Genomic DNA, 26,624 nt, shown 5'->3' with positions numbered 1-26,624 from the left:
CATCCAAGATGGAAGAGTTTGATCTGCAGGGACGGGAATTTGTCGAGTTGAACAACCTGATGAAGCTCACCGGGATGTGCCCCAGCGGTGGAACCGCAAAACTGATGATTGCCGAAGGACTTGTCATCGTTGACGGACAGGTGGAACTTCGTAAGCGCTGCAAGATTCGCCAAGGCCAGGTTGTCGAATATGAAGGCCGCAAAGTCACGATCATCTAACACATTCCAGACAAACAGCCAACGACAGATATAAAAAAGGCAGCCCTGTGGCTGCCTTTTTTATATCTGAAATGGCGGTTCCTGTGAGTACCGCCACAGGGTCCGGGCTATTACCGTAGCAAAAGTACCGGGACCACCGATTGACGTAACATCGCGGTCGTCGTACTGCCGATAAGAAATTGGCGAATTCTGGAATGACCGTAGGCCCCCATAATGATCATGTCGATATCATTCTCTTGCTGATACTGCCGCAGTACGCTCTCGGATTCGCCGGGAAGGATCGCAGTTGGCGCCTCGATTCCTGCATTTTCAAGGGTCTGACGCGCCTGCTCCAACTTGCCTCGTTTTTCAGCCGTGTCGGATCCGGCCATCACCAGATGGCAAGGCAAGCCACGCAAGAGGGGGCTTCCAGCGACCATATCGACCCCTTTACGAGTCGTAGCGCTGCCATCAAAAGCCAGCATCACCTTTTTGGGCGTTTTAAATTCTGCCGGGGTTACCAGAATCGGCCGCTGCATGGTACGCACCACTCTTTCGAGATGGCTACCGAGATGCTCGGAAGCAATGGAAGCCGCCTCCCCCCGCTGACCTAAAACCAGCAGGCGAATTCCTTCTTGCAATTCGGTGAGAGTTTCCACCAGACCGCCATGGCGCTGACACCCATCGACTTCAGGACTACCGGCAGTCAGGGCACGATCCTTAGCGATAGCAAGCAGTTGTCTGCCCCGCTCCATGGCAAGCTTATTCCGCTTTTCATCGAGGGAGACCAACTCCTCAAGCAGCGACTCTCTGGCATCAAAACCAATACTGCCGCTGAGATCGGTTACAGCTGTTTCTTGCTTACGCTGTAAAGCATGAAAAAATTTAAGCGGCGCATCGAGCCTTTGAGAAGCCCAAACGGCAGCATCACACACAGCGGGCGTGTAGGAGGACCCATCAATGCAGGCAAGTACAAGTGTTTTCATGGCATGGCTCCTTTAATGTCCCATCAGACTTTCGATAGCCTCGGGCTTGTCATGGACCGCAAAACGATCCACCATGGTCTCGCTGGCTTTATTCAGACCGACAATCTCGACTTCGGTGCCTTCCCGTCTGAATTTGAGAATCACCTTATCCAGGGCTCCAATCGCCGTAATATCCCAGAAATGGGCACGACTGACATCGACAATTACCTTACTCACCGCTTCCTTCAGATCAAAAAAGCCGATGAAGCTATCCGCCGAAGTAAAAAAGACCTGACCGACCACGTTATAGTGTCGGGTCGATCCATCCTCAGACAGCGTCGATCCAACATACAGTATTCTGCCAATCTTGTAAGCAAAGTTCAAAGCACTGAGTAATACCCCCACCAAAACACCCAGTGCCAGGTTGTGGGTCGAAACGACCACGACCACGGTTGCAGCCATCACCAGACTGGAACTCTTCGGGTTTGTACGCAGGTTACGGATCGAGTCCCAACTGAAAGTACCGATAGATACCATGATCATTACCGCGACCAGAGCGGCCATAGGAATGCGGGCCACCCATTCACCTAAAAAGACCACCAGTATCAACAGGAAGATGCCGGCTAGAAGCGTAGAAAGCCGTCCTCGCCCGCCGGATTTGATGTTGATCACAGACTGACCGATCATGGCGCAACCGGCCATGCCACCCATGAAACCTGCAGCAATATTGGCCACACCCTGGCCGACACATTCGCGATTTTTGTTACTGGTGGTATCGGTCAGATCGTCAACAATGGTCGCAGTCATCATCGATTCGAGCAATCCGACCACACACATGGTGATGGCATAAGGAAAGATAATCGCCAGAGTTTGAAAGTTTAGAGGGATATTGGGTAGCAGAAAGATCGGCAAACTATCGGGCAAAGCTCCCATATCTCCAACAGTGCGCACATCGACGCCGAAAAAGAGGGTGAAAGCGGTCAATACCACAATGCACACCAACGGCGACGGAATCACCTTAGTGATGTAGGGAAAGAGATAAATGAAACCAAGGCCGGCTGCCACCAGGGCGTAGACCTGCCAGCCGACATTAGTAAGTTCAGGCATCTGCGCCAGGAAGATCAATATCGCCAGGGCATTGACGAAACCGATCACCACCGAACGCGAGACGAAGCGCATCAGCGAACCGAGGCGAAAGGTGCCTGCCAGAATCTGCAACACACCGGTCAACAGAGTCGCTGCCAGCAGGTATTCCAGGCCATGGGTTTTGACCAAGGTCACCATCAGCAGGGCCATGGCACCGGTAGCAGCAGAGATCATCCCCGGACGACCACCGGCAAAGGCGGTTACCACGGCGATACAAAAGGAGGCATAGAGCCCCACCTTGGGATCCACCCCGGCGATAATCGAAAAAGCAATTGCCTCGGGAATCAAAGCCAGAGCCACCACCATTCCGGAAAGAATGTCTCCCCGGACATTGGAAAACCACTCCTGATGAATTGAACTAAAAGAAATATTCATAACGACGAAATCCTCTAAAAATGCGACTGAACGAAACGCTACCTCAGGCCGGGCCTGCCGACCTGACTACCGGGCACAAAACGACACACAGGCCGATAGAACCTTAGACGGCTAAAGGAAGCATACTGAAAATTAACAAAAAGAAAATGCAGCTGGCAGGAAAATCAGGTTTTTCGAACAGACTGCTCGCGCAACGGATAAACCGAAAGACATCTGCACTGCGGAAACGAACCAACCATTCTTTTGAATAGAAACCCTCTACCCACACTCAACGATGGTCAGCCGCATAATATAATGGTAACTACCGTAATGAGCAAGGTAAATCCCGGCAAAGCCATTCAAAGGACGCGTTATGAGCGGCCCCCTCGGCGACCGGTTTTAGGAGCGGGACGCCCGGTGGAGACTTTGTTTCGTCGAGTCGAGGTATTCTTTTTGGCGGCCAAGGGTTTTCCAGGCTTGGATTTTGGTTTGCCGGCCTTGGTCGCCGCCTTCTTAGATTTGCCAGGAGCCTTCCGTGAACTGGCCGGCCTGTTGGTCGCCTGACTGACCTTGACCCGCCCTCCCCCTTTGAGTTCCACCTTAGGAAAACCAGACAGAGTTTTTTGGGGAATGACCTGCTTCAACAACGCTTCGATCGCCTTCAACAGCGGCTGCTCTTCAGGGCAGACAAGGGATATCGCCTCTCCATTTTCCCCGGCCCGGCCGGTGCGGCCAATCCGATGAACATAGTCTTCGGCGACCTGAGGCAAATCGTAATTCACCACCCGGGGCAAACCTTGAATATCCAGCCCGCGAGCGGCCACATCCGTCGCCACCAGCACCCGCAACTCTCCCTGTTTAAATTCAGCCAAGGTACGGGTGCGAATGGACTGGCTTTTATTACTGTGAATCGCAGCGGCCTTTATTCCATCAGCAAGCAACTCTTCGGTCAACTTGTCCGCGCCATAGCGGGTGCGGGCAAAAACCAATACCTGCGTCCATTTTTCTGTGCGAATCAGGTCCGAAAGCATATCTTTTTTGTTTTTGCGCTGCACCGCATAAAGCACCTGAGATACTGCATCGGCGGCGATATTCTTGCGTGCCACCTCAATCCGCCGTGGTTCATCGAGCAGTTCATCGGCAAGTTGCTTGATGCTCTGGGAATAGGTTGCGGAAAAAAGCAGGGTCTGACGCTCTACCGGAAGATATTCTGCAATCTGAAGGATATCGTCGATAAAGCCTAGATCGAGCATGCGGTCGGCCTCGTCCAGCACCAGAAATTCAATCCGGGACAGATTAATCGTGCCCTTTTCCATGTGATCGAGCAAGCGCCCCGGTGTCGCGACCACAATATCGACACCCCGGTGCAGTCGCTCCATCTGCGTGCGGATATTGACCCCACCGTAAATTTTGGTGGAGCGCAGCGACAAGCGGCGACCGAAATATTGCATCTGGTCACTGACCTGGGCGGCCAGTTCGCGGGTGGGCACCAGAACCAATACCCGAGGCCGGCGGCGCTTATCCTGGGGAACCTTTTCCCCCAGTTTCTGCACGATAGGCAGGGTAAAGGCCGCAGTTTTGCCGGTACCTGTTTGAGCTCCTGCGAGAAGATCGCACCCTTCGAAAACCACCGGAATGGCTTCGGTCTGGATGGGGGTCGGGGTGGTATAACCCTGATCGGAAATGGCTTTCAGCAGTTCATCACACAGGCCGAGGGATTCAAAAGACATTAGAGGTAATCCTTAATAAACACATCTGGTTATGTACTTTGCTCAATTTGATAATTTGTACGGCCCATTGTTTCACTGCGGAGTTCACAGAGGCCATGGAGAAAGTCTGCATCCTGCCCCCTGACAACCGGCAGAATAATAAGTGGACTCGGTCCACGGAACACACGGAAAGCACCGAATAGTCGAAGGTTCTTTCTGTGTGTTCAGTGTATTCCGTGGACAAGGCAAGGTTTCTGGGGTCATTCTCTTTCCGCTGGGAATATTCTGAAATGACTCAAGGTCCCCGTTCGGCAAGCCAGATCGCATGAAGATCGCCCTTATTGTCCTGCTCAGGCACTCTGGACTGTTTCACCTTGAAACCGACCTTGCGCAAGCGCTCCATAAAGTTGCGACTGGGACCGGCTGACCATACAGCGAGTATGCCATCGGGGCGCAGAGCCCGATAAGCCTCGGTCAAGCCGTCAGTGGTATAAAGCCAATCGTTTTTCTTGCGCGTAAAGCCCTTGGGACCATTATCCACATCGAGCAAAATCGCATCGTAGGCGTTCCTCTCTGCCCGTAAAATTTTTGCCACATCGCCTTGTCGAACCGTGGTCCGTTCATCATTTAAAGGATGTCCTGCATACTTCCCGAGAGGGCCTCGGTTCCACTCCACCACAGAGGGCACCAGCTCGGCCACCACCACCTCGGCATTATCCCCTAAATGGCGTAAGGCTGCCGCCAGGGTAAACCCCATTCCCAGTCCGCCAATCAACACTCTTGGCTGCGGGCGGCCAGCGACCTTGGGACACACCAGTTCCGCCAGGGCATCTTCGGACTGATGCGCCATGGTGCTCATCAGACCGCCCCCACTGGAAATGCTGATGGAGTATTCCTCTTCGCATTTATACAGCTCAAGCTGACCACCACCGGGAATCTGCGCGGTATCGACCAGATCCCATGCATCCATCGTTTCGTCGTAAATATCGGGGCGCATAATGGTCCTTTTATCTAAAAGTGGTTAAGAGGTAAAGGAACTCTGGATCATCCAAAACCTGAGTCGCGCTCACTATGCTTGAAGATATGCGATGCGTCAACCATAAGTCTTTGATTGCACGACAATTTCCATCTCCCTAAGCTTCTTCCGGCGAATCATGATACCAAGGCAATGGAAATAACGGCAAATCTCCGAAGATGGTGCTCGGTCCAATTCTTATGGAACAATCTGTTTTTTTCTCAATTTATAAATAGATTCCATGGTAAAACAGACAGCTTCAGGGAACCTCGGGGTTTTTTTTGAGATGACGAAAACCTCGATATCTTTTGTCTTGCTATACAAATGGACCATTTGTGGCCTTAAAACCGACGATCTATAAACTGCGAATTACCCTGGCTGATATCGATAGAAATTATTACGACGATCTCAACTTGACGGTTGCACAACATCCCTCCGAAACCCTTGAACGGATGATGGCGCGGGTGCTGGCTTTCTGTATCAACGCACAGGAATCTCTCGAATTCACCAAAGGTCTTTGCGTAGCGGAAGAGCCCGACCTCTGGGCTCGCACTCTGGATGATAGGATTGCCCTGTGGGTTGATGTCGGCGAGCCCTCTTTTGATCGAATAAAAAAGGCAACACGCATCTCGGAATCGGTCCGGGTCTATAGTTTCAATGCAAAATCCGAATCCTGGTGGGATATGGGCCAGGAAAAATTTAAAGACCTGGCGGCCTCCTTTTTCCGCTTCCAGTGGCAAAGCATACAGACCTTGGCAACACTGGTTCAACGCACCATGGATATCTCGGTCACCATCACCGGTGATTCAGCCTATGTTTCCAGCAAGGCGGGGGAATGTGAAGTTTCATGGGTCCGGTTGCTGCCTTAGTGCGAAAAGAAAGAATTCTGTACGGATGAGGAATAAATCACCGCTCTTCAAATTTCACTACGGCTGGGTCATCGTGTTCGTGTCCATGCTGGCCGTCTTCGGCTGTATCGGCCTCGGACGCCTGGCCCTGGGCATGCTCCTGCCCTCCATGGGCGAGGACCTCGGCTTAAGCTATAGCCAGATGGGTTTGATCAGTGCCGGTAACTTTGCCGGCTATCTTGGGGCGGTATTGTTTTGCGGCTGGATGGTACGACGTCTTGGGGCCCGCACCATGATTGCCTGCGGCCTGATGACAGTCGCAACCAGCATGATGCTGATCAGCAGAACCAGTTACTACCCTACGGTACTCGCCCTCTACATTCTAACGGGGTTCGGTACCGGCACTGCCAACGTTCCAGTGATGGGTTTGATCGCCCACTGGTTCAAAGCCAGCAGCCGTGGACGCGCCGGAGGCCTGCTGATGGCCGGTAACGGTTTTGCCATCATGCTCAGCGGAACCTTGATTCCCTTGCTCACCGCCAGTCAGGGTGCCGCCGGCTGGCGATTGGGTTGGCTGCTGCTCGGAGCGTTTGTTGGTGTCATCGCCCTACTCTCTGCCCTGTTTATAAGAAACAGCCCGGAAGGGTTGGGACTAGAACCTATCGGTACCGAGATTCCATCAACTCCAGACCGTGACGGCAAGGTTGATAGTTTACCGCCAAGCAGCGCACCGCCCTATCTGCTCGCTCTCATCGCAACCGCCTTCTTCATCTTCTGTTTCACCTATGTGATCTATGCCACTTTCATTGTCACCACCCTGGTGCAGGAAATGGGTTTCAATGAAGCACAAGCCAGCCACTTGTGGATTTGGGTCGGTTTCTGTGCCCTATTCTCCGGCCCTCTATTCGGTACCCTGTCCGATCGTGTCGGACGCGCCAGGGGGATGATGAGCGTATTTGCGGTGCAAACTTGTGCCTACTTGCTGGCAGCCAGCCAACTATCCGGAATATGGATTTATCTATCCGTTACCCTCTATGGGCTCTCGGCCTTCAGTATTCCTTCGATCATTGTAGCCGCCCTTAGCGATTATCTCCCACGGGAAAAGGTCATGTCCGCTCTCGGCCACGTCACCTTTTTTGCCAGCTTCGGGCAGATTGCAGGGCCGAGTCTGGCCGGCCTTCTGGCAGACTTGACCGGCAGTTTCAGCAGCAGTTATCTGTTGGCAGGGGGCTTAACCGCTGCTGCAGCAGCCCTGGCCATGCTGCTCCCCAGAAAGGATGAAACGGCCCTGACTCAAACCGCCATCTAGACCTGCGGAGATACCAGCTCTTCCCCGCCGTTATGAATCAAGATCTATTCAGGTCGCATTGAGGTGATTTTTGCATCAAGTAAATAATTCAGACCATTCCGAAGAAGGGGTCGAGATTCCCCACAAAGAGATCAAACCGGATACGCTGCGGCGGATGATTCAGGAGTTTGTAACCAGAGACGGTTGCGACTGGGCCGAAACCGGCTGCACCCTGGAGGATAAGGTCGAAGAGGTTCTGCAGCAACTGAAGAACCAACAGGTTAAGGTCGTGTTCGATCTAAAAACGCAAACGGCAAACCTGGTTCCCTGCACCTAAAATTGACAACCGAGGTACTGGTGAAAAATAAACTGATCCGTCTTGCGGAACTCATCCAGGAAGACTTTCCTGAAAAGATCGTCGCCGCCTTTCGCTCTAACGAAAAGCAATCCCTGACAAAACGGCTTGATGTCGTCAATCAGGCCATTACTTTTCATCGAGAACGAGCCGAAACTCTTTGGCTGCAGGCCGGCCGAAAGAGAACCCCTGCAGAGAAGCGCGCCACCGCCCAAGCCGAACTGGCCGCCTTTGTTTTCGCTTACTTAACAGGAGATGGAAAAGAATACGCGAACAGCGCTATCGAGGCACTTAATGCTCTCGGTCGCCAGGCAGAAGAGGATTTGGTCAAAAGCCTGTGCCGGACCTGAGGCAACTGTCTAATTTATCGACATAAATTAACAAATTAAAACGCGAAAGGGAGGTTGCATTTCTCAATCTCAGATGTAGTATTGAATCATAGGTTCTACTCTAATCGCATTGTCGGCAGAACAAACGACCAGTCGATAAGAAAAAAGGTAAAGAGACTAAAAACCTCCAAACCTGTGGAGCCTATGCACCCCCGCTCCCACATCGGAAAAGCAACAGATCAACTCGATGTGCATAGCACAAGGAAAAGGACAAATACTTTTCCAAAGGCACCGGGGGAAAGAGCCTGATGAGCGCAGAGAACCTCCTTGAAAAAGAGGAAAACTCGGCGAAAACATCAGGCTCTTTTGCATTGAGGAAGGGGGCTACTATTGAACGAGAACAAAGACCTCACCCCCTGTTCTTGGTGACATTTACCAATCCTAACCGCGACTCTGCTTGACACCCGATACCGAGCGTTTATGTTTATAAAACATAGAGTTAAAAGATCTCACTATTCAAACAATGAAGAGGCCTCCAACCAATGAATTACATCCACTGAAAGGATCTCCTGGCAATGCTCACCCCGTCGCATCATGAGGGGGAGCAGCAAGCAACGGATCTTCAGTTTGAAGATGGCCGAGCTTCCGAAAGAGGTACTTTCGAAAAGCTCGGCTTTTTTAGTTTAATGACAAGCAGTGAAAGGAAATGGGCCATGAGAAACCCGATTACCCGCTACGCAACGTATTCGTTCAGCCTGATGACATTTCTTCTTACGCTGCTTTTCTCTGCTGGCGGAGCGATGGCGTTAGGCCCAGAGAATTTAGACCTTCCAGAGCAGGCGACGGTGGTCTTTGACCAGAACCATCCGGCCATCAAAGCGGTCATGGCGGTGCAAAACCGGCACACCGAAAAGCTCATGGGTGAGCCTGGTGTGGTCGGTACCGCCACCGGGCTGTCTGCACATGGCCAGCCGGCGGTGCTGGTGCTGGTGGAGTCGTTCCATAGTGCCCGTGCAGCACACATACCTGCCGTACTGGACGGCCAGCCGGTAGCGGTTAAAATCACCGGTAAAATTACCGCTCTGAAAAAAGGCGGTATCCCCGCCACCCCCGGCGAAGATGACACCAGCACTGTGTGTGACGTGGACCCCGCAGCCCCATTTGATCGCGCGGTACCGATCGGCGTATCCACCGGGCATCCGGCCATCACCGCCGGTACCATTGGCGCCCGGGTCACGGATGGTACCAACGTTTACGCTTTGAGCAACAACCACGTCTATGCCGATGAAAATCTCGCCTCCTATAACGACGAAATTCTGCAACCCGGGGCCTTCGACGGCGGAAGCATAGGCCCCAACGGAACCCTCATCGACGGTGATGAGATCGGCACCCTGCACGATTTTGAAGAGATCGTCTTTTCCGCTTCGGCCGGCAACATCATCGATGCAGCCCTTGCCGAATCCGCGCAAGATCTTCTCAGCAACAACACGCCCTGCGATGGTTATGGCACCCCCAAATCGTCCACCCTGGCTCCGCGCGTCAATCTCAAGGTCAAAAAGTACGGCCGCACCACCGGCTTGACCAGCGGCATTATCACCGCCATAAACGCCACGGTCAACGTCGGTTACGACAGCGGCACGGCCCGCTTCGTCAACCAGATCATTATTGAACCTGGTGGCTTCAGTGCCGGCGGCGATTCGGGGTCTCTGGTGGTGGCGGTCGGCAAAGGCAGAACCAAGGCGGATGAGCGCAAACCGGTCGGCCTGCTCTTTGCCGGCAGCACGACCATAACCGTAGCCAACCCCATCGACGCGGTGCTCGACCGATTTGGCGTAACCATCGATGGAGAATAGTTTTGTTTAACCAGATGGGCGGGTGCCATAGGAAAGACTTTTCCAAAGGCACTTAAGGAAAGAGCCTGATGTACGCTGAAAGCCTGCTTAAAAAGAGGGAAAACTCAGCGAAAACATCAGGCTCTTTCGTGTTGGATAAAACTGGCGCTACACGTTGCGATTTACCATAACGATAGTGATAAGCGGCTGGCACCAAGACCTTTCAAAAAAGCAGAGACCTTTACGCGAATCGCCGCCGTATCACCCAGTCCGCTTGATTTTATGGTTAGGCTTTTTCAGATCGTTAAAAGGACACCTACAAAACATACAAAAGATGCAATTGCAAAAATGTAAAAATAGGCCAAGAGCTTTTTTTGTTTGGAATTGAGTCCAACAACCAAAGAATCAAAAAGATGAGTTTAGAATTGGCCATTTCAGCGATGCTCCAGAGTCGAGCTGCCTAACAGTAAATGGACGGATCCTTATAAGCTCCCGAAATGTGGTTTAAGGCCCATCTAACCAATTTTTTAAAAAACGGCTTTTTGTATATTTTGTTATTTTTTTCAGCTAAATTTGCAGCTCACAAAAATTATTAAGGCGGCATAGACGGATCCGCATAACGAAACAACGTGAGGCCAATCAAAGCCCGTCAACAGGACTCCGAACACCTGCTGCACCACGGTTTAAGACATGGATGTAAATCATCGTCGTTTTGACGTCATTGTGCCCTAGTAACTCCTGGACGGTTCTTATGTCATAGCCATTCTCAAGCAAATGGGTGGCGAAGGAGTGCCGGAAAGTTTGGCAAGTGGCACGTTTGGTCAATGCGACCTTTCACACAGGCACGCCACAACGGTAAAAGGATAATGAAGCATTTATACCGCTTTTTTATATCTCTTTAATTTTATATCGTCAATGTATTTCGCAGTAATCTTCATCGCCTAAGAAGCAGGAAACCAAGAGCCTTGCAGAATCCCCCCTTCCCCGCTATATTGTCCGCTTGACCAAAACAAGGAGGAGACCATTATGATTACAGCTATCAGCCCTATCGACGGGCGTTATGCATCGAAAGTAACTGAACTGACCGAATGTTTTTCCGAATACGCGCTGCTGCGCAACCGCGTCAAGGTTGAAGTGATGTGGCTGCTGGCCCTGTGCGCCGAACCGGGCATTGCTGAGTGCCGCGCGGTCACGACCGAAGAGGAAAAGACCCTGCGCGCCATTGTGGAGGATTTCACCCCCGAGGAAGCGCAGAAAGTGAAGAAGATCGAGGCGGTTACCAACCACGACGTTAAAGCGGTGGAGTACTACCTGAAGGAAAAGATCGCCGGTACTTCCCTTGAGGAATTGTCGGAATTTTTGCATTTTGCCTGCACCTCGGAGGACATCAACAACCTGTCTCACGCCCTGATGCTCAAGGACGGACTGACGGCGACGACGCCTCTGCAAACGCAGATCATCGACAACCTAAAAAATCTGGCGGATGAATTCAAGGACGTGCCGATGCTGGCCCGTACCCACGGCCAGACCGCTTCGCCGACCACCATCGGCAAGGAATTGGCGGTTTTTGCCGCCCGCCTGCAGAAGCAGAGCGGCAACATCGCCCAGGTGGAGATCCTCGGCAAGCTGAACGGCGCGGTAGGTAACTTTAACGCTCATCTATCGGCCTACCCTGCCGTCGACTGGCCGAAGCTGGCCAAAGGGGTCATCGAAGGCGAATTGGGTCTGAAACAGAACATGTTCACCACCCAGATCGAGCCCCACGACTATATGTCCGAACTGTTCGACGCCCTGACCCGCTGGAATACCATCCTCACCGATCTCAATCGGGACATCTGGACCTACATCTCCATGGCTTACTTCGGACAGAAGACCGTGGCCGGTGAAGTCGGCTCTTCGACCATGCCGCACAAGGTCAATCCCATCGATTTCGAGAACTCGGAAGGCAACTGCGGCCTGGCCAACGCCATCTTCGGCCACCTGTCGACCAAACTGCCAATTTCCCGCCTGCAGCGAGACCTCACCGATTCGACGGTATTGCGCAACATGGGGGTCGGCTTCGGCTACAGCATGATTGCCTACCGCTCGACCCTCAAGGGCCTGGGCAAGTTGAAGCTCAACGAGCACAAACTTGCCGCCGACCTCGACAATGCCTGGGAAGTCATGGCCGAACCGATCCAGACCGTAATGCGCAAGGCGGGCATCGAAAAACCCTACGAAAAACTCAAGGAACTGACCCGTGGTCAGACCATCGATTGCGACACCATCCGCGCCTTTGTCGAAGGTCTGGAACTGGCGGATGAGGATAAGCAGCGACTGCTGGAGATGAGCCCGGCCAGCTACACCGGCATGGCTGCGGAGATCGTCGAACTGCTCAAGTAAACATTCTCACCAGTGTAAAAGCATCACCAAGGGCCGATCATTCACTTGATCGGCCTTTTGCTTTCTTCAACTCGACGCTGTAACTCTTGTCTTTAAGCTTTCTTTCTCTTGATTAAACAGTTCTCAAACCATTTACATTTTTGATTCGCTTGTTAAACTTTGACTCATTGTGGATCAACCGGTCGAGATGGTACCTATCAGGACATCAAGCGGGAGGTAAGTTATGAACAGCTGGAGGTATGTGGCAGGAAGTATGGGCTGTTGTCTGCTGTTGTTCATGTTAAACATGCTGTTTGCGGCTCAACCATGTGTGGCGCAAGCTATTGATTTGAGCATGACAGACAATGCTGGCATCGAGTCATCCGTATTCGGTCTTGGAGCCGGATACGCCCCGGATTACGAAGGCTCCAATGAATATGAAGCGGTTCCCTTGATGCAAGCACGAGTCAACTGGGGCCGGGGGTATTTTCTTTCTTTGTTAGGTGTCAGGTCCCGCATGATTCCTGACCTGTTTATGGAAAAGTTCCGGCTTCCTTTTTTGCCACTGTTTTAGAGCCTCTACCGGGGTTTTATGTTCCAAGGCCCGCTGGGGGATATGCTGATTGTATAAATACCCATAACGCAGCATGGTTTGTTCCAGGTCTTCAGCGGAATTGAACCTGGTCGTTGCCAGCACCTCGCTGATGCGGCCATTGAAACGCTCCACCATGCCATTGGTCTGAGGGCGACGGGGTGGAATCAGCCGATGCTCGATACCGTGTCGCACACAGGCTTGGTCAAATATATGCTTTCCCGTCGGCTTTCGCTCGCCGGCAGTGCTAAAACGATCCGTGAAGGCCTTATCGTTGTCGGTCAGCAGTTTGCGGATCACAAACGGAGCTTTGTTTACCAGACGGTTTAGAAAACCCGTAGCGGCTTGGGACGACTTGCTTTTGCGCAGCTCCAAGTAGACCCAGCGGCTGGCGCGGTCGATGGCCACAAACAGGTACCGCCGTGAAGTTTCATCCGGCATTTGCGGCAGGTACTTGATGTCGACATGAACGAAACCCGGGTCGTAGTTTTTAAAAGTCTTGGGTTTGTCTTTGGCCGTTTCCTCTTGGGGGATCAGATCGGCCAATCGAGAAATACCATGCCGGCGTAGACAGCGGTCCAGTCCTGCGCGGGAAACGTCGGCATTGATAAATTCCCGGGTGACCACCAGCAGATCATCCAGGGATAGGAGCAAAGATCGCCGCAGTTCGACAACAACAGCTTCCTGGGCTTTGCTCAGAGTCGTATTCAGCCTGTGAGCCGTATGAGAACGGTCATGAACGTCGTCGCGCTTTCGCCAACGACGAACCGTATCAATAGAGATACCCAGCTCTTTGGCCAAGGCTTTATCCGTCTTTTGGGACTGTTGGATATAGCGTCGTATCCTAGGTGTTGTCGTTGCGTTCGCGTGTAACCGAATCGTCATGTCGGACTCCTTCAGATTTCACAGCAGAGAATGTCAAAAAGCATATCCCGAGCTAGGAACAACGGGAAGCTTTTTCTGCTGATGGAATCATCTGGGACCCGACAGTTAGGCAATACCCTGCGTGCGAATCTGGTACCCAGCCGCAATTGGCATTTAGGCCCGGTAGTTCGTTATCGCGCGGAACGGGACGATGTCGAGGATGACGAAGTCGATCTGTTGGAAGAAGTCGATGCCGCGGTTGAATTGGGACTCTTCGCTGGGTACAGCGGCGAACACTGGCTTCTACAATTAACCGGTCTCACGGACGCAGCTGACGCCCACAATGGTTCGCTGGTAGAACTGGGCCTCGGCTACAAGATTCCTTTTCAGACCCTGGGAAGTCTGACCATGTTTGCAGCGACCAGTTATGCCGATTCCGATTATATGGACAGCTATTTCGGCATCGACACAGCCGATTCTGATGCGAGCGGTCTGCCTGTCTATGACGCTGACAGCGGCTTCAAAGACGCGAGCGTCGGCCTGGCCTGGCAATACAACTTCAACCGAAACTGGGGCATGCTGGCCCTGGCTAAGTACACTCGCTTGCTGGACGATGCCGAAGATAGCCCGGTCGTAGATGACGAAGGTGATGCCGACCAGGTTTTAGCCGGGATCATCTTTAATTACCGCTTTGCCAAAAAGCAACCGGAGCCTCCTCCACCGCCCATGGACAGCGATGGCGACGGCGTGACGGATGACCTTGATCGTTGTCCCGACACCCCTCAAGGCGTTCAAGTTGATCGATACGGTTGTCCGCTGGATAGCGACGGGGACGGCGTAGCCGACTACCTGGACGAGTGCCCGGATACACCAGCAGGCATTGTCGTCGATGATGTCGGCTGTCCTCCGGACAGTGACGGAGACGGTGTCCCCGACTATCTCGATCAGTGCCCTGACACCCCTGCCGGCGCGGCCATAGACAAGTATGGATGTCCTCTCGATACGGATGGAGATGGAGTCCCTGATTATCTCGACCAGTGTCCAGGAACCCTGACCGGTGTCCAGGTCGATGAAAAAGGTTGTCCCTTGACCATGACCCTGGATATCCTTTTTGATTTCGATGACGCGACGATCAAGCCGGAGTTCAAACCGGAACTCGACCGCGCCGCCGAGTTTATCCAGAAATACAAGGACGTGCCTCAGATCGTCATCGAAGGACATACCGACTCGCGCGGTGCCGCCGATTACAACGCGCAACTCTCCGAAGACCGGGCGGAAGCGGTCCGTCAATACCTGGTAGACAACTATCCCATCGACGGAAAACGACTGGTATCCCGAGGCCTCGGCGAAGCTTCTCCTATAGCTGACAATACCACTGAAGCCGGACGTGCCAAAAACCGCCGGGTGGAAGTTATCTGTTGCGCGGTATTACCGGAATAGTCCGACAGAACTAGTGTACTATCAACAAAGGGGCTGCCGCTAATGCGACAGCCCCTTTGTCATGGATGAACCAGCCTGACTCAAAATGATCGAAGCCCCCTACTCTACAATCTCCGCCCCAGCCTGACGCATTTTTTCCAGAGCTTCACGGCCTCCTTCAGCAGTCACCGGCCGACACCCGGCGAGCAGCAACTGCACATCGAACCCTTCACGACATCCGTCGAGTACCGAGGCAAGAACGCACACATCGAGGGCCAAACCTCCAACCCACAAGCGACGAATTCCGTCGGCGCGCAATTTGTCGGATAATCCTGTCTGATCGAAGACGGAGAGCTGATCCTGATCGAAACGGGTGCCCTTGGTGACAATTTCGGCACCTTCAGGTATCAGCAACTCAGAATGGAGGGCAGCGCCGCGGGTATCTTGCAGGCAATGCACCGGCCAGGAACCGCCGTTAGCGGCAAAGCTGGGATGACCCGACGGGTGCCAGTCACGGCTCAGGAAGATCGGTATGCATCGCTTCTGTGCTGCATCAATCCAAGGATTAAGAGCAGCGACAACTTCATCTCCATGCTCGATAGGCAGTGCGCCGCCGGGACAAAAATCGTTTTGCACATCGACTACCAGCAGGGCATCACCCGGCCTGAACATTTCTTGCGGATTAACCATCATTCCCCCTTGAAATCATTAAGGCTACCCTATCAATAAACCCTATGAGCGACACATTGTCCAGTTTCAGCCAACGGGGGGAGTGTTTATTCTTCGGATGTCACCTCGACGATTCCCTTCAGGGCGATTTCCAGTAACTCTTCCAGCACCGGCTCTTCAATCGTCAAAGGCGGCATAAAATAAACCACGTTACCCAGCGGCCGCAATAGAGCGCCTTGCTTAAGGGCCTGCTGATAGACCTGATAACCCCGCCGTTCCTGCCACGGATAGGGCACCCTTCCCCGCCTGTCCGCCACCATCTCCACCGCGGCAACCATACCGCAGCGGCGGAATTCACCAACATGAGGCAAGGCCTCGAAACGGGCTGCGTAGCGATCCAGCAAGGCCATTTTGGGTGCCAGGTTAGCCAGGACCTGCTCCTCCTTGAAAATATTCAACACCTCGACAGCCAGGGCGCATGCCAGCACATTACCGGTATAAGAGTGAGAATGAAGGAAAGCCTTGAGGGTCTCATAGTCATCATAAAAGGCCTGGTAGATATCCTCGGTAGCCAAGGTCACCGAGAGGGGCATGTATCCTCCGGTGATGCCCTTGGACAGACACATCAGATCGGGAGCCACACCGGCATGTTCATTGGCAAACATCTTACCCGTGCGACCGAACCCTACGGCGATTTCATCGGCGATATAATGAACCTGACAGGTGTCGCACAGCACACGCAGTTTGCGTAGATAAACCGGCGGATAGATGCGCATGCCGGCGGCCCCCTGAATCAGAGGCTCGACAATGACCGCGGCAATCTCTTCCTGGCTCTCGGTAACCAGCTTTTCCAGATGCTCGAAACAGGGGGCGTCACAACTATCCCTGTGCAGACCGTAGGGACAACGAAAGCAATCGGGTCCCTGGGCCTGAAATGTATCCAGAAGCATGGGCTGGTAGACCTGGCGATAAAGATCGCAGCCCCCAACGGACAGGGCGCCGACCGTTTCACCGTGGTAGGCTTCGGTCAAAGAAACAAAACGGGTTTTGTTGGGTTTGCCGTGCTGTTGCCAATACTGGAAGCTCATCTTCAATGCTACTTCCACTGCCGCCGAACCATTATCGGCAAAGAACACCTTACTCAGGTTGCCAGGGGTCAATGCGCACAGGCGACGCGCCAGGTCCACAGCCGGCTCATGGGTGAAACCGGCAAAAATGTGATGAGCGATACGACCTGCCTGCTCGGTAAGGGCACGATTCAGGCGGGGATGAGTATGTCCGAACAGGTTGACCCACCAGGAGGAAACACCGTCGATATAGCGACGGCCTGCCTTATCGATGAGGTAGACCCCTTCACCCCGTTCGATGGGAATAGGCGGCAGTGCTTCGTGATCCTTTTCTTGGGTGCAGGGGTGCCAGACATGCTGGCGATCGTAATTTACTATGTCCTGATAGTTCATGGGTGATCCTTTGAAGAACTTTGATGCAGTTTTCGGCGACACGCAGGGATAGTGAGACAAGTGATCATTGATAAGTGATGGAAAATGAGAAAAAAATCCCCTGTGACGCAGCCGGAGCGGAGTGGACGTTTTGCGAACAAGGCGGGGAAACTGTTTGAGCGCAGCTAGTTTTTTCCCGCCCGCAAAACGTCTGCGAAGCGCAGGGGACCCGCAGGGCAAGGAGCCGGGGCGCGTTTTTCTGCTTACTCTTTTGCCGCGCAGTAAAAGAGTAAGGCGTCGCGCGGGGGCGCAACCCCGCGGTCCACGACTCCTTTTAACCAAACAATAAATTTGTTTCTAGGGGAATAAGGCTTCCATCAGGCTGCTGTCGAACTGATCAGCAATCTGTTCCACCTTCTGCCGTTCATCCCCCGCTACCCGACTCAGGACCTGCCATAGCTCAATGTCACCCAGCTCTGCCAGCATGGCCGGTGCATGCTCTTCGGCCAAACCGGGAGATTCCGGCATGCCGTTGACCATCAGACCGACAGGATCCAATCCCCACGCCCGGGCAGCCTGCAGGGTCAACAGAGTATGGTTGATAGTACCAAGGCCGGGGCGGCAAACCGTGAGCAGCGGCAAACCGATGCGTCGAGCCAGATCTCCCACCATAAAGTTGTCCCGCAGGGGAACCATAATACCGCCGGCCCCTTCGATGATGACGAAATCAAAACGCTCCAAAAGATCTTTGGCATCGGAGACCAGGCCGTCGATATCGATCACAGTTCCGGCCAGTTCGGCTGCCAGAGATGGCGCCAAAGGCTCAGGCAAACGACAGGGGCTGATCAGGTCGATAGGCGCATCGCAATTAGCTGCCCAGCGTAGTAGTTCGCCATCCTGCCCCAAGGTTGCGACATCATCGACGCCACTTTCCACCGGCTTCATCACCCCGACTTTAATACCTTTTCGGACAAGGAATCGCGCCAAGGCCGCAGCAACCAGGCTTTTGCCAACCCCGGTATCCGTACCAGTGACAAAAATCCCCCGTCCGCCCGAATCAGTTACAGGAACCATAGCTTAAACCTGCATCCTTTATCATCTGTAGATCCGTCTGCAAATCACGCCCGCGCATGGTCAGGTAATTTCCGACCATCATGCCGCTGGCGCCGGCCATAAAAATCCACGATTGGAATTCGCCGAGATTGAGCTCCCGACCACCGCATACATTGATTTGACACTCAGGCAGTATATAGCGATAAAGAGCGATGATGCGCAAGCACTCCATAGGACTCAATCGCCTCTGACCAGCTAGCGGAGTGCCTTCCACCGGAGCCAGAAAGTTGATCGGCACCGAATCGACTTCCAGTTCCCGCAGGGTCAACGCCAACTCAACCCGTTGTTCCAAATTTTCCCCGAGACCGAATAACCCTCCGCAACAGACCGACATGCCGGCTTGCTTGGCAACCCTCACGGTTTCCACATCCTGTTCGTAATCGTGGGTAGTACAAATGGAGGGGAAAAAGGAACGAGCCGTTTCCAGGTTATGGTGATAAACGGCGCAGCCCGCAGAAGCCAAAGCCTCTGCGGCTGCTTTATCCAGCAAACCCAACGAAGCCGAGGGCCGAACCGTTGTGGTGGCGCGAATCTGCCGAATCGCTTCTAACAGGCGCTCCATTTCCGGCCCGGGCTGCAAACTGGAACCACTGGAAACGATACCGTAGCAATGGCAACCGTTTTCAGCGGCCTCATGTGCTCCGGCGATAATTTCGTCTATTGGTTTCAGGTCATAGACCGGAGGTTCCGCCGCATGGTGAACAGATTGGGCACAAAATGCACAATTTTCAGCACAACGCCCGGATTTCGCGTTGATGATTGAACACAGGGAGATATGATCACCCTTAAAATGATGACGGATCTGTTGCGAACCAGCCAGAAGATATCCAAGGTCGGAGCCCTGTGTCTCCAATAGCGATAATCCTTCCTCAGCATCGAGGGCACCACCGCCCAACACCCTTTCAGTCCATTCACGAATTCGGTTTTGCATGATCTAAAACTCCCTTTCCTAAGTCAGTTAACAGGGTTCGATTATAGGGACGAGGGAAGTTTTGTCAACACTACCGACAAATATGGTTGACAATAAAAAGACAGCCTTTACCAGCAAACCATTCGCAGTGCCTAGAGTTTTTTAGAAAAAATTGCAGCCACCTTGATTGACAGGCCCATAAGTACCGTATATCGTTAAGTATACTCTACGTTTTCAACTGATTTTTCAGAACTTAATCAGGTGCCAACTATCAACTGAAGGTGCTTTCCAGAAATACTATTGGAAAGCATTCTGGAGGCGTCATGAACAAATCGGACCTCATTGAAGCGCTGGCTTTTGAAAAGGGATTGACCTACAAAAAAGCGGAGGAAATTGTTAATCTTATCTTCCAATCCATGACCGACACCCTGGCAGAAGGCGGACGCATTGAGATTCGCGGCTTTGGCAGCATGACCGTCAAAAGCTATAAAGCCTACACCGGCCGGAATCCAAAGACCGGTGAAACGATCGAAGTAAAACCCAAAAAACTGCCCTTTTTCAAAGTCGGTAAAGGTTTACGAGAGAGTATTGACAACTAGCCCCTGACAAAGCTCCTGGGTCCTTGATTTGGCTGCGGAGTTATTCCTTCGTCCCATTATCCTTTTGATCCCGCTTTGGGATCACGCGAAGGGTCTTGAATTGACGTACCGTCACGAGTCCGGGCTTCGCCCCTTTGGGCTTACTTACCCAGCGTCCTTCGGTAACCATCACCATCACCATTCCATCGTTTTTCCCCCGTGAATACCCCGCTGCCAAAGCGGCGGCAAAGAGTTGGTCCTGTTCAGGAACCTCTCGATGATTGCCTCGTTTCAGAACCAGGTGACACCCAGGCATCTCGTGGGCATGGAACCACAGGTCATCCGCATGGCAGAGGTTTTTCGTAACGTGATCATTGGCGCGATTATTCACTCCCCAACAAATTCGGAAACCACCGGGGCTGACGGTTTCCCGTACTCCGGCGACGCCTTTAGAGCCTCGTTGAACCCGGTTTACTTTTTTGCCTTTCAATAGGCCCTGCTCTGCCAGTTCGTTCCGAATACTAAGAAATTCATCAGCCCCCTGTGCTTCGGCCAAAGCCAGGGATATCCCCTCCAGCCATAGAATTTCTTGTTCCGTTTCGACAAGCCGACGTTCAATATGCTGCCGGCTTCGTTTGCTTTTTTTATAGGAGCAAAACAGGCGCTCGGCGTTTTCCTGCGGGGTTAAGCAGGGATCGAGTTGTATGCTGATCGGTTGGGGCGGATCCATGTAATAATTATCGACCGTGACGGACTTTTCACCGGGCTGCACCCGATGCAGCTGCGACAGGAGCAGTTCGCCCTGTTGGCGCACCCCTTCTGCCTGTTCCAGGTTTTGCTGATCCAGCAGAATGCGTTTCATTCGCCGCGTAAGCTTGTTCAGTGTCTTTTTAACCAGTGACCGCAATTCCCCGGCCGGGCCGAACTGATCTTTTGAAGAGACATACTCCCCAAAGTAGACTTCTGCACCTGCCGAAGGTGAAGTAAAGGTTGCCAGCTCCTGAGCTTCAAGGGCTTTTAGACCAAAGGGTAGAAGCTGAGGTTTACCAGCCACATTCATAATAGAGATACCTGTGTCCCAATTACGGCGGCGTTCGAGGAAATCTGCCAGAGCCTGGCTTGGACTCTTGCCCGACTTCACCAGCAGGGCAAGATCTTTTGCCAGTAAGCGGGACATGGGTTTGACCCCGCCCAGCAACCATTGCTCAAAAGAAGATGCATCGAATTCAGGGAGCTGCCCTGGATTGACCTGGTCCAATAGCTGCCCCGTCAAGGGCTCTGGTGCATGATAGTGCTCACCGGGCATCACAGGCAACCGGCCATTATCGGCCGGTATTCGCTTAAGGGCATCGACAACCAGACCCTGCTCATCGACCAGAACCAGGTTGGCGGACCTACCGGTTAGCTCTGCCTGGAGTTGATAGGTTGAATTATCGCCCCCTGCAAAAGTAAAGGTAACGATCCGCTCTCCGGGAATCGGCCTTAAACCGGTCAGAACCCGCAAGCGGGCCCTGAGCAACTGACAAAATCGTGGCGGAACCGGCGGATTCGGATAGGTGCCTTCGACCAGATGCAAACGGGAACGACCGGGCTCGCAAGACAGCAACAGTCGCCAGGTACGACCTCGATTCCAGAGTTTGAAGATCAATTCGGCCGCAGCGGGCTGGTAAACTTTTGTTACGCGGCTACCGGGTAGAACCTCCTGCAGTTCGACCAACACTGATTCCATGCAGAGGCTATCCATACCTGCCATGGTCCCCCCTTTTCAAACTATCGTAGCGCAAGTTTTTTTCCCCTTGGCTTATGGTTCTGTTATTATTTGCCTGTTTTTCTATCGGCACCAATGTATTCACCTTTGTTGCGACCAAGGAGTGCGCCATGTCTGAAAAAAGTCCTTATCGTCTCGGTACCAATACCCTGCACGCCGGTCATGAACCGGATGGAACCACTAACTCGCGAGCGGTACCTATTTACCAGACATCCTCATATACTTTCGATTCTTCCGAACATGCAGCCCGCCTGTTTGCCCTTGAAGAACCGGGCAATATCTACACCCGCATCATGAATCCGACGACGGAAGTACTGGAAAAGCGCCTGGCGGCCTTAGACGGCGGTGTTGGTGCCCTGGCCGTTGCCTCGGGCACCTCGGCGATCCTGCTGACAGTTCTCAACCTGGCCAGGGCCGGCGACAATATTGTCTCTGCCAGTTATCTTTACGGCGGCACCTACAATCTGTTCAATCACACTCTGGCGCGTATGGGGATTTCGGTCAAGTTTGTCGACAGCTCCGACCCTGCCCAGGTAGCTGCGGCCATCGACGAAAAGACCAAGGCGGTCTATACGGAGACCATCGGCAATCCCAAGAACAATGTAGACGATCTTCAGTCAATAGCCAAGGTGGCCCATGACCACAACTTGCCCTTTGTGGTGGACAATACCGTAGCGACCCCTTGTCTGTTCCGCCCTATCGAGCACGGCGCCGATATTGTGGTCTACTCCTTGACCAAGTTTATCGGGGGCCACGGCACCAGCATCGGCGGCGCGGTAGTCGACAGCGGCAACTTCGATTGGGCCAGCGGACGTTTTCCGGAATTCACCAGTCCGGACCCTAGCTATCACGGTCTGATCTACCATGAGGCTCTGGGTAAAGAAGCCTTTATTGCCAAGATGCGAGTCACCTTGTTGCGCGATCTGGGCCCTTGTCTGTCCCCTTTCAACGCCTTTTTATTGCTGCAGGGGCTGGAGACCCTCCATGTGCGTATGCCGCGCCACTGCGAAAACGCTCTCAGTTTGGCCCGGTTTCTCGAAAACCACCCTGACGTCGCCTGGGTTAACTACCCAGGACTGCCGAGCCATCCTGACTATCAGCGGGCGCAAAAGCTGTTGCCTGCCGGACAGGGCGCTATCCTCGGCTTCGGCATCAAGGGCGGCAAGGAAGCCGGTTCCCGCTTCATCGATGAAGTTAAACTAGCGAGCCATCTGGCCAATATCGGCGATGCCAAAACTTTGGTTATTCACCCCGCTTCGACGACCCACCAACAGCTTTCAGAGGAACAGCAGATAGCATCGGGGGTAAGTCCCGACTTTATTCGAGTTTCTGTCGGAATTGAGGATATCGAGGATATACTCGAAGATTTCGATCAGGCCCTCAAGGCCAGTCAACTATAAAATCTATCCCGGTTTGCCGCGAGCTTTTTATCCAAGCCCGGGGCAACGCCCGTTAGGCAGTTTTTAAATGTCAAAGCCTTTTCATATCGTTCTGATCGAACCGGAGATCCCACCCAACACCGGCAATATTGCTCGCCTCTGCGGGGCAACCAACACCGTATTGCATCTGGTCGGGGAACTCGGATTTTCCCTTGATGACCGCTATCTTAAACGAGCCGGCCTCGACTATTGGGAGGTTATCGACGTAAGGCGCTGGCCGTCTCTGGAAGCTCTGCAACAGGAGCACCCCGCTGCCCGCTATTGGTATACCTCCAAAAAAGCTCAGCGTAGCTACAGTGGTGTCGATTACCAACCGGGCGACTTCCTGGTCTTCGGCAAGGAAACCAAAGGCCTGCCGGAAGAACTGCTCTGTGCTGAGGCCGATCACACGATCCGCATTCCGATCTTCAACGACCGGGTGCGCAGCCTTAATCTTTCCACCGCTGCCGGCATTGTCCTTTACGAAGCATTGAGACAAACGGGGCGCTTGACCTGAAAGGATAATCCCATTGACGGGTTACCGATCAGAACAATTTACCAACAAAAAAGGCGCCCGAACCGGGGCGCCTTTTTTGCTTTAGCTCAAGGAGACCATCAATAGGCTCCTAAGATCAACTATTCGATAGTGTTTTCAATCCGAATAAAGTGACTCGGCTCGTGAACGACATCCAGGCGATCAATTTCATCAAGTGCGGATCGAATATCCGCTTCCCTGGCATCGTCGGTCATAATTACAATCGGCACCGTATCAACGGCATGCCCCTCCGGCTGCATCATGGAGGAAATACAAATCTGATAGTTACCGAGAATAGTGGCGATTCGAGCCACTACGCCGGGCTTGTCCACAGTACTGAAACGCAGATAATAGCGACTCACAATATCGGACATCGCTTTAAGGGGCAACTTACCGATGGCGGTAGGACAATAGGCCATGGCCGGGGTTCTGCCAATGGCACCGGTCAGCTGGTTTCTCGCAATCGACATGACATCGCCCATAACGGCGCTGGCAGTCGCGTCCATACCCGCTCCCTGACCATACAACATCACCGGCCCGACAAAATCACCAACCAGGCGGACGGCGTTGAACACCCCATCCACATCGGCCAGAGGAGCATTTTGCGGAATCATGGTCGGATGAACCCGGGCCTCGATTTCTCCGTCCACCTCTTTGCTGATAGCAAGCAATTTGATTTTGTAGCCAAATTGGCGGGCGAATTGAATATCAACCGCTGAGATCTGACTGATGCCTTCCAAATGAATGTCGTCACAATCCACCCGCGTACCGTAACAGAGGCCGATGAGAATGGCGAGTTTATGGGCCGTGTCGACCCCTTCGATATCGAAGGTGGGATCGGCTTCGGCGTAGCCGACATCCTGTGCATCTTTCAGTACTGCGGCAAAATCAGCCCCTTCATCCGTCATACGGGTCAGGATATAGTTGCAGGTACCGTTGAGGATACCGAATATCGAGCGAAACCGGTTAACGCAGAGATTCTCCTTGATAGCGGAAAGCACAGGGATACCACCTCCGACGGAGGCTTCAAACATGACTTCCACACCCTTTTCGGCCGCGGCAGCTAAGATTTCGTCGCCGTACTTAGCCAACAGGGCTTTGTTGGCGGTTACAACATGTTTACCGTTTTCAATCGCTTTTAACACAAAAGAACGGGCAGGCTCATAACCACCGATCAATTCAATAACGACATCGATATCCGGAGCGGTCAATACCTGGTTAGCGTCGGTAGTGAGCACGCCCTCCTCAACCTGCACGCCACGGTCAGTGGTGATATCGAGATCGGCAATGCGTGCCAGCTTTATGGAAGCACCCAGGCGATCGGTCATCACCTGTGAATTCTGTTGAAAAACCCTGACCACCCCGGCACCGATGGTACCAAATCCGAGCAACCCTACCTTGACCTCTTTCATAGCCCCCCCTTGCAATCGAAAAACTTCTATCAGATCCTGTAAATCTTAAAACAAAAGACTAACTCAGGCGCCGACCCCTTCTTGCAACGTCAGCAGGATTTCCATATCACCGGATCCAAGAGCCAGTTCTCTTGCGAGCTGTTCCACCCAGTCGGGGGCAGCATCTGCCGGTGCGGTTAAACACAATGAAATCTGGTTAAATCCGGCTCGGCGGCAATCGTCGACAACGCTGCTGACCAGTCCCCCATAGGTAAAGGGAGCCAGATCCTGAAGCCTGCCGCCACCGACAAAGAGAATCCAGGATGCCTCAAGTTTACCGTTGTTGCCGACCAGAATATTTTCCCCCAGCTGGCCCGTAGCCGAACCGGCCAGTAACAATTTATGCAGCAGACCGTTCAGGCGCCAATCGAGTAGAGCGGAAGGTCCTTCAACGGGGCGCTGGTCTTCAAAGAAAAAACCGGCGACGACCTCTCCGGGCATGCGATCCGGCGCCTGAGCTAAGACCCGCACCGAGTTCATGAGGACTTGGGGCGATAGATTCGGGATACCTTGTCGAGCAGGCCGTTGACAAAAGACGGTGTTTCTTGAGTGCCGTAGCGCTTGCCGACTTCTACCGCTTCGTTAATGACTACACTCGTAGGCGTTTGAGGCTGAAACAACAATTCAAAGGCCCCCATGCGCAGGATGGCGAGATCGACTCTCGACATACGCTCCAGAGACCAGTTGGTGGAAAACTCATCGATAACCTGGTCAAGCTGCTCACGATGAGTCGCAACACCTCGCACCAGTTCCTCGGTAAAAAGGCGGATATCCTCCTTAACAGGCAACTCCACCTCATCCATCGGGTCACCGAGGATATCGTTGTTAAAACGAAAGTTATTCCAAAAAGTCTCTAGCACATGGTCGAGGGAAGATTGGTCCTCAAACAGGCTGAAGAGTATTTTTATGGCCAATTCGCGGCCTTGACGACGGGAACCGTTTTGCATATTAATCAGAGCGCCCTAAACAGGTTAAGCATCTCGATCACCACCATGGCGGCTTCAGCACCCTTGTTGCCAGCCTTGCTGCCGGCTCGTTCAATGGCCTGTTCAATGGTATCGGTAGTAATAACACCGAAGGCAATAGGAATATCGGTATCGAGGCTGACGGAAGCAACCCCTTTGGACACTTCGGCACAAACATAATCGAAGTGTGGAGTGGCGCCGCGAATAACGGCACCAAGGCAGATCACTCCGTCGTAGCGACCTGAGGTCGCAAGTTTCTTTGCCACCAAGGGAATTTCGAAAGCACCGGGGACCCGGATCACATCGATATCGCCATCATCGGCATTATGACGCAGCAGAGCGTCCGTTGCCCCTTCCAACAAGCGTTCACAGATAAAGCTGTTAAAACGGCTGACCACGATAGCGACCTTAAGGCCCTTGGCGTCGAGCTTGCCTTCGATGATTCTGGCCATGGTATTCTCCCTCTTCTATGGCGATTTTTATTATCATGGACCGGATCCAGCG

Annotated in this window: 25 protein-coding genes and 1 pseudogene; 11 read left to right on the top strand and 15 right to left on the bottom strand. The window is 53.0% G+C overall.

Going from position 1 to position 26,624, the window contains the following annotated elements; translation table 11 throughout:
* Positions 1–8: 8 nt before the first annotated feature.
* Positions 9–218, top strand: coding sequence for an RNA-binding S4 domain-containing protein (locus A7E78_RS02025; protein WP_072282701.1), 210 nt, complete (start codon positions 9–11; stop codon positions 216–218).
* A gap of 110 nt (positions 219–328) precedes the next feature.
* On the opposite strand, the gene A7E78_RS02020 is transcribed toward A7E78_RS02025, so the two are convergent.
* The 4 genes from A7E78_RS02020 to A7E78_RS02005 all read right to left on the bottom strand — a co-directional run bounded on the left by A7E78_RS02020 (position 329) and on the right by A7E78_RS02005 (position 5,341).
* Positions 329–1,183 (bottom strand): universal stress protein, encoded by an 855-nt coding sequence (locus A7E78_RS02020; RefSeq protein ID WP_072282700.1) that lies wholly within the window; start codon positions 1,181–1,183, stop codon positions 329–331.
* A gap of 12 nt (positions 1,184–1,195) precedes the next feature.
* A complete protein-coding gene (locus A7E78_RS02015; protein ID WP_072282699.1) occupies positions 1,196–2,683 on the bottom strand; it encodes a SulP family inorganic anion transporter in 1,488 nt (495 codons plus the stop codon).
* A gap of 350 nt (positions 2,684–3,033) precedes the next feature.
* Positions 3,034–4,392 (bottom strand): DEAD/DEAH box helicase, encoded by a 1,359-nt coding sequence (locus tag A7E78_RS02010; protein WP_072282698.1) that lies wholly within the window; start codon positions 4,390–4,392, stop codon positions 3,034–3,036.
* A gap of 274 nt (positions 4,393–4,666) precedes the next feature.
* Entirely contained in the window at positions 4,667–5,341 is a 675-nt protein-coding gene (locus tag A7E78_RS02005; protein ID WP_072285000.1) for a spermidine synthase, read from the bottom strand.
* Positions 5,342–5,721: 380 nt separating this feature from the next.
* On the opposite strand from A7E78_RS02005, the gene A7E78_RS02000 reads away from it, so the two are divergent.
* The 5 genes from A7E78_RS02000 to A7E78_RS01980 all read left to right on the top strand — a co-directional run bounded on the left by A7E78_RS02000 (position 5,722) and on the right by A7E78_RS01980 (position 10,059).
* Positions 5,722–6,255: a YaeQ family protein gene (locus A7E78_RS02000; protein WP_072282697.1), complete on the top strand. Its 534-nt coding sequence runs from the start codon at positions 5,722–5,724 to the stop codon at positions 6,253–6,255.
* 25 nt (positions 6,256–6,280) lie between these two features.
* Positions 6,281–7,543: an MFS transporter gene (locus A7E78_RS01995; protein WP_072282696.1), complete on the top strand. Its 1,263-nt coding sequence runs from the start codon at positions 6,281–6,283 to the stop codon at positions 7,541–7,543.
* A gap of 70 nt (positions 7,544–7,613) precedes the next feature.
* Positions 7,614–7,859: a YheU family protein gene (locus tag A7E78_RS01990; RefSeq protein WP_072282695.1), complete on the top strand. Its 246-nt coding sequence runs from the start codon at positions 7,614–7,616 to the stop codon at positions 7,857–7,859.
* A 20-nt stretch (positions 7,860–7,879) separates the two neighbouring features.
* The gene (locus A7E78_RS01985; RefSeq protein ID WP_083552552.1) at positions 7,880–8,227 is read left to right on the top strand and encodes a hypothetical protein; all 348 of its coding nucleotides are present in this window, start codon (positions 7,880–7,882) and stop codon (positions 8,225–8,227) included.
* Between the two features lie 692 nt (positions 8,228–8,919).
* Positions 8,920–10,059, top strand: coding sequence for a Nal1-like putative serine protease (locus tag A7E78_RS01980; protein ID WP_145924826.1), 1,140 nt, complete (start codon positions 8,920–8,922; stop codon positions 10,057–10,059).
* A gap of 618 nt (positions 10,060–10,677) precedes the next feature.
* On the opposite strand, the pseudogene A7E78_RS01975 reads toward A7E78_RS01980, so the two are convergent.
* Positions 10,678–10,863, bottom strand: a pseudogene (locus tag A7E78_RS01975) (tyrosine-type recombinase/integrase); the annotation flags it as partial.
* 201 nt (positions 10,864–11,064) lie between these two features.
* Between A7E78_RS01975 and purB the strand changes: the two are divergent.
* Positions 11,065–12,420 carry an adenylosuccinate lyase gene (gene purB, locus A7E78_RS01970; RefSeq protein WP_072282693.1) on the top strand — a complete coding sequence of 452 codons (1,356 nt, stop codon included), beginning with the start codon at positions 11,065–11,067 and terminating at the stop codon, positions 12,418–12,420.
* A 478-nt stretch (positions 12,421–12,898) separates the two neighbouring features.
* Here the strand turns inward: purB and A7E78_RS01965 are convergent, their stop codons facing one another.
* Entirely contained in the window at positions 12,899–13,876 is a 978-nt protein-coding gene (locus tag A7E78_RS01965; protein ID WP_072282692.1) for an IS481 family transposase, read from the bottom strand.
* An 81-nt stretch (positions 13,877–13,957) separates the two neighbouring features.
* On the opposite strand from A7E78_RS01965, the gene A7E78_RS15275 reads away from it, so the two are divergent.
* Entirely contained in the window at positions 13,958–15,295 is a 1,338-nt protein-coding gene (locus A7E78_RS15275) for a MipA/OmpV family protein (RefSeq protein WP_072282691.1), read from the top strand.
* 99 nt (positions 15,296–15,394) lie between these two features.
* Here the strand turns inward: A7E78_RS15275 and A7E78_RS01955 are convergent, their stop codons facing one another.
* From A7E78_RS01955 to bioB, 4 genes are all read right to left on the bottom strand, one after another.
* A complete protein-coding gene (locus tag A7E78_RS01955; RefSeq protein WP_072282690.1) occupies positions 15,395–15,967 on the bottom strand; it encodes an isochorismatase family protein in 573 nt (190 codons plus the stop codon).
* 83 nt (positions 15,968–16,050) lie between these two features.
* On the bottom strand, positions 16,051–17,403 hold the full coding sequence (bioA, locus tag A7E78_RS01950) for an adenosylmethionine--8-amino-7-oxononanoate transaminase (protein WP_072282689.1): 1,353 nt from the start codon (positions 17,401–17,403) through the stop codon (positions 16,051–16,053).
* A 336-nt stretch (positions 17,404–17,739) separates the two neighbouring features.
* Complete coding sequence (gene bioD, locus A7E78_RS01945; protein WP_072282688.1) at positions 17,740–18,456, bottom strand: dethiobiotin synthase; 717 nt, start codon at positions 18,454–18,456, stop codon at positions 17,740–17,742.
* Entirely contained in the window at positions 18,440–19,426 is a 987-nt protein-coding gene (gene bioB, locus A7E78_RS01940; protein WP_072282687.1) for a biotin synthase BioB, read from the bottom strand. The genes bioD and bioB overlap by 17 nt, the downstream gene beginning before the upstream one ends.
* A 302-nt stretch (positions 19,427–19,728) precedes the next feature.
* On the opposite strand from bioB, the gene A7E78_RS01935 reads away from it, so the two are divergent.
* Positions 19,729–20,004 (top strand): HU family DNA-binding protein, encoded by a 276-nt coding sequence (locus tag A7E78_RS01935; RefSeq protein ID WP_072282686.1) that lies wholly within the window; start codon positions 19,729–19,731, stop codon positions 20,002–20,004.
* A gap of 40 nt (positions 20,005–20,044) precedes the next feature.
* Here the strand turns inward: A7E78_RS01935 and A7E78_RS01930 are convergent, their stop codons facing one another.
* Positions 20,045–21,736 carry an Rqc2 family fibronectin-binding protein gene (locus A7E78_RS01930; RefSeq protein ID WP_072282685.1) on the bottom strand — a complete coding sequence of 564 codons (1,692 nt, stop codon included), beginning with the start codon at positions 21,734–21,736 and terminating at the stop codon, positions 20,045–20,047.
* A 125-nt stretch (positions 21,737–21,861) separates the two neighbouring features.
* Between A7E78_RS01930 and A7E78_RS01925 the strand changes: the two genes are divergently transcribed.
* Both A7E78_RS01925 and A7E78_RS01920 read left to right on the top strand, forming a co-directional pair.
* Positions 21,862–23,151: an O-acetylhomoserine aminocarboxypropyltransferase/cysteine synthase family protein gene (locus A7E78_RS01925; RefSeq protein ID WP_072282684.1), complete on the top strand. Its 1,290-nt coding sequence runs from the start codon at positions 21,862–21,864 to the stop codon at positions 23,149–23,151.
* A gap of 67 nt (positions 23,152–23,218) precedes the next feature.
* Positions 23,219–23,686: a tRNA (cytidine(34)-2'-O)-methyltransferase gene (locus tag A7E78_RS01920; protein WP_072282683.1), complete on the top strand. Its 468-nt coding sequence runs from the start codon at positions 23,219–23,221 to the stop codon at positions 23,684–23,686.
* A 119-nt stretch (positions 23,687–23,805) separates the two neighbouring features.
* On the opposite strand, the gene A7E78_RS01915 is transcribed toward A7E78_RS01920, so the two are convergent.
* The 4 genes from A7E78_RS01915 to ribH all read right to left on the bottom strand — a co-directional run bounded on the left by A7E78_RS01915 (position 23,806) and on the right by ribH (position 26,572).
* Entirely contained in the window at positions 23,806–25,116 is a 1,311-nt protein-coding gene (locus tag A7E78_RS01915) for a homoserine dehydrogenase (protein ID WP_072282682.1), read from the bottom strand.
* Positions 25,117–25,179: 63 nt separating this feature from the next.
* Positions 25,180–25,596 (bottom strand): M17 family peptidase N-terminal domain-containing protein, encoded by a 417-nt coding sequence (locus A7E78_RS01910; protein ID WP_158516054.1) that lies wholly within the window; start codon positions 25,594–25,596, stop codon positions 25,180–25,182.
* A 35-nt stretch (positions 25,597–25,631) separates the two neighbouring features.
* Positions 25,632–26,102 (bottom strand): transcription antitermination factor NusB, encoded by a 471-nt coding sequence (gene nusB / locus A7E78_RS01905; protein ID WP_072282680.1) that lies wholly within the window; start codon positions 26,100–26,102, stop codon positions 25,632–25,634.
* 5 nt (positions 26,103–26,107) lie between these two features.
* Entirely contained in the window at positions 26,108–26,572 is a 465-nt protein-coding gene (ribH, locus tag A7E78_RS01900; RefSeq protein ID WP_072282679.1) for a 6,7-dimethyl-8-ribityllumazine synthase, read from the bottom strand.
* Positions 26,573–26,624 lie beyond the last annotated feature (52 nt).

It is taken from the genome of Syntrophotalea acetylenivorans (assembly GCF_001887775.1).
Taxonomy (GTDB): Bacteria; Desulfobacterota; Desulfuromonadia; order Desulfuromonadales; family Syntrophotaleaceae; genus Syntrophotalea_A; species Syntrophotalea_A acetylenivorans.
The sequence above is the reverse complement of the archived record's forward strand: the minus strand, read 5'-3'. Positions and strand labels throughout refer to the sequence as shown.